This window comes from Glutamicibacter sp. AGC84 (assembly GCF_053543575.1).
In genome coordinates, this window is the sequence record NZ_JBLVOC010000011.1 from 144977 (window position 1) to 151767 (window position 6791).

Here is a 6791-nt window from a genome sequence, read left to right on the forward strand (position 1 = left end):
GGCGGGCACCACAAAGGTGCAATGAAGATGGCGTCAGCGGAGCGAAGCTCGACACTGGTTACCGCCTAGAGGAAATGGACTCCATGAATTAACGTTCCCACCATTCAAGGCTAAGCCCAAGCCATCACAACAGGCAAGGTTTTGTGCGCTACAGCTCGATGATGCCCTCAATCAGGACGTTCGCGGCCCCGCCAACCCAAAGCTGGCCGTCGGCCAAGCCCAGATGCACATGCCCATCGCGTCCGACTTTCGCACCCTGCCGGTTGACCAGTGGCGCGGTGGCGTGCCCGGCGGCCATCAGCCATTGCGTGGCCGCTCCATTCAGGCTTCCGGTGACCGGGTCCTCACGCAGCGAGCCGTTTTCGATGGCCAGAGCTCGGACTTCGAATTTTTCCGGTGCCGACGACTGCGGCAGTGCGCCGAAGACCCCGATTTTCCAGCGTCCTGGCCTATTGGGGATCCGCGGTGCGACGTCCAAAACCTGCTGCGAGTTTTCCAGCAGCACTGCGGCCCACCCCGGCCCGTTGTCCGTCCACTGCGAATCCACAATCTGCTCGGGCTCAATGCCCAGGATCTGGATCATTTCCGTCAGTTCGTGCGGCGCAATTGCACCGGTTCGAACAGCCGGCGGCGAAGCAAAGGAAAGCGTTTCACCTTCGATCCTGATCGGCACCAAACCAGCTTCGCACTCGACGACCAGCTGCTTCGGATCCTGCGGCACTCCCCCGGCATGCAGCCAGGCACGCGCTGTGCCCAAGGCAGGGTGGCCGGCAAATGGGAATTCGCGTTCGCGCGCAAAGATGCGGAAACGGTAGTCGGCCCGCTCATCGCTGGCCGGCAGTACGTAGGTGACCTCGGAGAGATTGGACCAGAGCGAGTAGTCCTGCATCGACTCGGTATCCAGGCCCTGCCCGTCGAGCACCACGCCTAGCGGGTTGCCCTTGTACGGGGTGGCGCCGAAGACATCGACCTGCTGGAATCTGCGTTGCATTGGACCATCTTCCGGATCTTCGCCGTGGGTGTGGAATTCTGGGGAGGCACGGCAAAACCCCGCCGAGAGAAACTCTCGACGGGGTTTTCCGATTGGATCGTCGGGCTAACAAGATTTGAACTTGCGACCTCCTCACCCCCAGTGAGGCGCGCTACCAAGCTGCGCCATAGCCCGATGCCCTCGCAGCCGTTATCCCCAAGTCGTGAGAACCAAGGGTGCCGTCTGCGAAAAGCTCCTTTATTAGCCTACACCAAGTGAAGGGCTAAATTCGAAATTTAGCGATTGCGTCCGCGGCGCTCGCGGATTCGCATCGAAACCTCGATGGGGCTTCCTTCGAAACCGAAGGTTTCGCGCAGCCGCCGGGTGATGAAGCGGCGGTAGCCTGGATCCAGGAAGCCGGTGGTGAACAGCACGAAGCGCGGCGGACGGGCCGAAGCCTGGGTGCCGAACAGGATGCGTGGCTGCTTGCCGCCGCGCACCGGGTGCGGGTGGGCTGCGACAAGTTCGCCCAGGAAGGCGTTCAGCTTGCCCGTTGGAATGCGCTTGTCCCAGGATTCCAGCGCGGTATTCAGTGCGGGAACGAGCTTGTCCTTGTGCCAGCCGGTCTTCGCCGAGATGTTCACGCGCGGTGCCCACTCGATATGGGCAAGGTCGCGCTCGATCTCCTGGTCCAGGTAGTAGCGGCGATCCTCATCCACCTCATCCCACTTGTTGTAGACGATGACCATCGCGCGGCCGGCTTCGATGGCCAGCTGGATGATGCGCACGTCCTGCTCGGAGATGGTTTCATTGGCAGCCAGCAGGATGACGGCGACTTCGGCCTTCTCCAGCGCCGTCTGGGTACGCAACGACGCGTAGTAGTCCGAGCCGACGGCCATGTGCTGGCGGCGGCGGATACCGGCGGTATCCACGAAGCGCCAGACTTCGCCGCCCAGCTCGACAAGTTCGTCCACGGGATCGCGGGTGGTGCCGGCCAGATCGTCGACAACTACGCGCTCGGAGCCGGCCACCTTGTTCAGCAGCGAGGACTTGCCCACATTCGGACGGCCGATCAGCGCAATGCGGCGCGGACCGCCCGATGGGATCATGCCGCCGAAAGCCGAATGGGCCGGCATTTTCTCCATGACAGCGTCCAGCAGGTCGGCGGTGCCGCGGCCGTGCAGGGCCGAGACTGGCCATGGCTGGCCGAATCCCAGTCCCCACAGCGCGGCGGCTTCGGCTTCCTGGTTGAAGTCGTCGACCTTGTTGGCCACTAGGAAGACCGGCTTGCCCTTCTTGCGCAGCATCTTCACCACAGCCTCGTCGGTTGCGGTCGCGCCCACGTGGGAGTCGACCACGAAGAGGATGGCGTCAGCGACGTCGGCGGCAATTTCGGCCTGGTCGGCAACCGAGGCGTGGATGCCCTTGGCATCGTGCTCCCAGCCACCGGTATCGACGATGGTGAATGGGCGTCCCACCCACTCGGCGGAATAGGACACGCGGTCGCGGGTGACGCCCGGGGTATCCTCGACTACCGCTTCGCGGCGGCCCAGGATGCGGTTGACCAAGGTAGACTTGCCGACGTTAGGTCGTCCGATAACAGCCAGGACCGGCGGAATGACAACGTCTTCATCGTCGTCATCGAAGCTATCCAGGCCTGCAAGCAGGGCGGAGTCCTCTTCGTCCAGTTCGTAGTCTTCCAGTCCGCTGAGCAGGGCCTGGGCGCGAACCGCGGCCTCTTCCTCGCTCAGTTCGGCCAGGCGCTCGGCGATATCGTCGTCTCCAACGGGGATGTATTCCTCGTCGTGGGTGGAGTTGTTCTCGCTCATGATTTTCCCTTCACAGCGATCGTAATCTTCATCGGCTCTCGCCGAGGATGGGCACCAGCTTTAGGCTAGTTTTTCGTTGCAGTGCCGACTGCGTCAAGCACTGCGTCGATGGTCTGCTCGAAATCCAGGTCCGAGGAGTCTACGGTCATGACTCCGTCGGCAGCCTGGGTGAAGTTCACCACGGTGGAGTCCTTCGCATCGCGCGCCAGCACCTGGGTAGCCAGCTGCGACTCGTTCTGCGATCCGCCCAGCTGCAGGCCGCGGCGGCGCAGGCGGGCTTCTTCCGATGCGGTCAGCAGGATGCGCGCATCGGCATCCGGGGCGACCACGGTGGTGATGTCGCGGCCTTCGGCCACGATGCGGGTGTTGGCCGCAATGATTTCCTGCTGGCGGCGGACCAGTTCGGCACGCGCGTCCAGGTTGGTGGCAACGGTGGAAACCTGCTCGGAGATGCGTGGTTCGCGGATTGCCGCGGTAACGTCTACACCGCCGATTTCAACCAGTTCAGCATCAGGATCGACCGAGATGGACAGCTTGGCATCGCGCACGGCCTGGGCAATGGCCTCGGCGTTGGACAGATCGGTGCCATCGGCGAGCACCGAGTAGGTGATCGCACGGTACATGGCGCCGGTGTCCAGGTAGGCTGCGCCCAGCTTGCGGGCGACGGCCTTGGAGACCGAGGACTTGCCGGAGCCGCTAGGGCCGTCGATGGCAATAACCAGCTTGTCGTTGTTCAAGGTGCTCACTGGGCTACCTTCCATCCGTTCTTGGTCAATACATCTATCAATTCATCGCGCCGGCCGGGCACGACCGAAACATCCACCATGCCGACCTGATGGCCCGCGGAGTGCTCCATGCGCAAATCCTCGATGTTGATCTGCGCGTCGCCGATTTCGGTCAGCAACTGGGCGATCTGCCCCGGCCGGTCATCGATCACGACGGTGACCAACGCGAACGCCTGCGGCGGTGCGCCGTGCTTGCCCGGAATCCGGGCCTTGCCGGCGTTGCCTTCGGTCATCAGCTGCGAGAGGTCCAGCAGCGCGCCGGGGCCCTGCGGGTTCTGCAGCGTGCTGATCAGCCGGTCCAGATCTTCCTTCATCCCGGTCAGGATCGGCACCAGTGCGGCGGCATTGTGCGAGAAGATCTGGATCCAGAGCTTCTCGTCGCTGGCCGCGATGCGCGTGGTGTCGCGCAGCCCGTTGCCCGCCAAGGCCAGCTGGTGGCTTTCGGCGTTCAGCAGGCGCGAGGCGATCATCGAGCTGGCCGCTTGCGGGAAGTGGCTGATCAGCGCGACGGACTCATCGTGCTCGGCCACGCTCATCCGGTACATGGTCGCACCCAGGTCGATGGCCAGGGATTCGGCGGCCTTGACCCGCGAAGCCTGCGCGCCTTCATGGGCGCAGATGACCCACGGCATGGAGGTGAACAATTCGCCACGGGCCGCGGCCGGTCCGGACTTCTCCCGGCCCGCCATCGGGTGCGTCCCCACATAGCGGGAAGTCTCGGCCTCGCCCAGCCGCTCGTCCGCCAGCACGCCGGCCAGGATCGAGCCCTTGACACTGGCGATGTCCACCACGGCCGCGGTCGGATAGGCCAGCAGCGCGTCGCCCACCAGGGCGGAGGTGACATCCGGTGGAGCACCGATCACGACCAGTTCCGGGGCGATCTGCTGGTGTTCCAGCAGCACCCCGGCGCCAATGTCCTGGGCTACTCCGGCAGCGGTCGGCGAAATATCCGACAGGTAGACGTGCACGCCCTTGGCGCGCAGGCCCAATCCCACCGAGGTGCCCAGCAAGCCGGTGCCGATGACCAGCACCGGGCCTGCAAGGTGAGAAGACGCCATGGGCTACATCCCCACCATGGCCATGAGGTGCCCGACTTCCTGGTTGCCCAGGGAGCGGATGGTGCCCTGCTTCTGGTCGCCCAGCAGCACCGGACCCACGGCAACGCGCACCAGGCGCTGGACCGGGTGGCCTACGGCGTCGAACATGCGGCGCACGATGCGGTTGCGGCCCGAGTGCAGGGTCACCTCGACCATCACGTGCTTCGGGGTGGTGGCGATGATCTTCAGGTCATCGACCTTGATCCAGCCATCTTCGAGCTTGATTCCCTCGCGCAGCTGGTTGCTTACCGCACGCGGCAGCGGGCCGGGGATCTGCACCAGGTAGGTCTTGGGGACTTCGTACTTCGGGTGCTGCAGGCGGTTGGCCAGCTCGCCGTCGTTGGTCAGGATCAAGACGCCTTCGGTCTTGTAGTCCAGGCGGCCAACGTGGAACAAGCGCAGCGAGTGGTGCTCGTTCTTGAAGTAGTCGGCGATGGTGCGGCGGCCCTCCGGGTCATCCATGGTGCACATCACGTGCTTCGGCTTGTTGAAGACGAAGTAGCGGTTTGCCTGGTTCATCTGGATGCGCATGCCATCGACGTGGATGCGGTCCTTGGCTGGATCCACGCGCGAACCCAGCTCGACGACCAGGTTGCCGTTGACCTCGACGCGGCCTTCGAGGATCATCTCCTCGCAGACGCGGCGCGAGGCCACCCCGGCGTTGGCCATGGCCTTCTGCAGGCGGATGCCGTCCTGCTGCTCGCCGTTGATCTCGCGAGCTGCCTGGCTTTCGGCACGAGCCTGGGCGCGGGCGCGCTGGGTCGGGCGCGCATAGTTGGTCGGCACGGAGTTGCCGAAGCGTTCCTTGCCGAAAGCACGCTCGGAGTTCTTGCGCGGTGCTGCGGTGTTGCGCTTGGCCGAATTCGACTTTTCCCCTGGCTTGCCCGAGGCGGACTTGCCATACGGCTTCTCGCCGAATGGCTTCTCGCCGAAGGACTTGCCACCGGTGCGGCCTGCACCGCTTGGCTTGCCGTAGGACTTGCCGCCGGACTTGCCGCCGGTAGTGCCGCGGCCGCCTGCTGGCTTGCCGCCGAAGTTTGAATTGTTGCCGCGATCGTTGCGGCCTGAGGATGGTCCCCTGCTCATGCTTGCCTGTGTCCCTTGCTGTTACGTGTTCGCTGCGCGAGCCCGCCAGTCTTGGGGCTTCACGCGTGGTTGGTCCGTTGTAGCTGCCGGCTGGCAGCTACCTAGTCGTCGTAGGTTGCCGAATCGAGCGATTCGAGGTCGGCCACCCCGGGAAGATACGGGGACAGCGCAGGCAACTCATCAAGCGAGCCCAGTCCCAGTCGTTCCAGGAAGTATTCGGTGGTTTGGTACAGCGTCGCTCCGCCATCCCCAACTTCCGGATACTCCGTGATCAATCCGCGGGTGAGCAGCGTGCGCACCACTGAATCGACGTTGACACCTCGAATCGCCGAAATACGTCCACGCGAGACCGGCTGTCGGTAAGCGATGACAGCCAGGGTTTCTAGGGCGGCCTGTGACAGGCGTGCTGTCTGCCCGTCGAGCACATAACTGGAGACGAAATCGGCGTAATCGGCCCGCGAATAGAAGCGCCACCCGGAGGCGACGCGACGCAGTTCAAATCCGCGCGGGCGATCCTTACTATCATACTCGGTAGCAAGGGTCTCCAAAGCGGCGGCAACCCTGGCGGTGGGGACTTCGAAGATTTCGGCCAAACGCGCCGAAGATACGGGGATATCGGCGACCATCAGCACCGCTTCAAGGCCCGATTCCAGGCCTCCTGGCAGCTGGTCAATGGGTGCAATCTCACTCATGATCCACCTCACCACCACTCCCCTCGTAGTCGTCTTGCACGGCCTGCGCATCGAAACTGGACTCCTGGACCAGCGAGATCAGCAGCGGGCCGAGCGGATCTTCCTGCGCAAAGCTAATGGCTCTCTGCCTGAACATCTCCAACAATGCCAGAAAACGCACGACCACCACCAGCTGCGCATCCGCGTCTGCCACCAGCTCGGTGAATGCCAGCGTGCCGCGGGCTTCGAGCAGGGCGGTGATCGCATCGGCTTCCTCGGCAATGGTGACGTTCGCCCCGTGCAGATGCCCGATGCCGACCTCTGTTTCCGGTTCCGGCTTCGGCGCCAGCGCC

7 protein-coding genes and 1 tRNA gene are annotated in these 6791 nt (G+C 63.9%); all 8 read right to left on the bottom strand.

The genetic code is table 11. The features are described 5' to 3' along the window. Nucleotides 1-148 precede the first annotated feature (148 nt). A complete protein-coding gene (locus ACNPN0_RS07545; protein WP_448938290.1) occupies nucleotides 149-991 on the bottom strand; it encodes a PhzF family phenazine biosynthesis protein in 843 nt (280 codons plus the stop codon). Nucleotides 992-1091: 100 nt separating this feature from the next. Further along, nucleotides 1092-1165: transfer RNA gene (locus tag ACNPN0_RS07550), tRNA-Pro, on the bottom strand. Between the two features lie 101 nt (nucleotides 1166-1266). Then, nucleotides 1267-2799 carry a ribosome biogenesis GTPase Der gene (gene der, locus ACNPN0_RS07555; RefSeq protein ID WP_105659051.1) on the bottom strand — a complete coding sequence of 511 codons (1533 nt, stop codon included), beginning with the start codon at nucleotides 2797-2799 and terminating at the stop codon, nucleotides 1267-1269. A gap of 65 nt (nucleotides 2800-2864) precedes the next feature. After that, nucleotides 2865-3560: a (d)CMP kinase gene (gene cmk / locus ACNPN0_RS07560; protein ID WP_105659050.1), complete on the bottom strand. Its 696-nt coding sequence runs from the start codon at nucleotides 3558-3560 to the stop codon at nucleotides 2865-2867. Continuing rightward, nucleotides 3542-4642, bottom strand: a complete 1101-nt coding sequence (locus ACNPN0_RS07565) for a prephenate dehydrogenase (RefSeq protein ID WP_448938872.1) — start codon at nucleotides 4640-4642, stop codon at nucleotides 3542-3544. Before ACNPN0_RS07565 ends, cmk begins: the two co-directional genes overlap by 19 nt. A gap of 3 nt (nucleotides 4643-4645) precedes the next feature. Continuing rightward, a complete protein-coding gene (locus ACNPN0_RS07570) occupies nucleotides 4646-5767 on the bottom strand; it encodes a pseudouridine synthase (protein ID WP_434693243.1) in 1122 nt (373 codons plus the stop codon). A gap of 101 nt (nucleotides 5768-5868) precedes the next feature. After that, on the bottom strand, nucleotides 5869-6459 hold the full coding sequence (gene scpB / locus ACNPN0_RS07575; protein ID WP_105659047.1) for an SMC-Scp complex subunit ScpB: 591 nt from the start codon (nucleotides 6457-6459) through the stop codon (nucleotides 5869-5871). Then, on the bottom strand, nucleotides 6452-6791 hold a 340-nt coding region (locus tag ACNPN0_RS07580), incomplete at its 5' end, for a segregation/condensation protein A (protein WP_448938873.1). The genes ACNPN0_RS07580 and scpB, both read right to left, overlap by 8 nt.

Coding starts and splice junctions, on each gene's coding strand:
- ACNPN0_RS07545 (WP_448938290.1), bottom strand. CDS start 991: ATGCAACGCAGATTCCAGCAGGTCGATGTCTTCGGCGCCACCCCGTAC.
- der (WP_105659051.1), bottom strand. CDS start 2,799: ATGAGCGAGAACAACTCCACCCACGACGAGGAATACATCCCCGTTGGA.
- cmk (WP_105659050.1), bottom strand. CDS start 3,560: ATGGAAGGTAGCCCAGTGAGCACCTTGAACAACGACAAGCTGGTTATT.
- ACNPN0_RS07565 (WP_448938872.1), bottom strand. CDS start 4,642: ATGGCGTCTTCTCACCTTGCAGGCCCGGTGCTGGTCATCGGCACCGGC.
- ACNPN0_RS07570 (WP_434693243.1), bottom strand. CDS start 5,767: ATGAGCAGGGGACCATCCTCAGGCCGCAACGATCGCGGCAACAATTCA.
- scpB (WP_105659047.1), bottom strand. CDS start 6,459: ATGAGTGAGATTGCACCCATTGACCAGCTGCCAGGAGGCCTGGAATCG.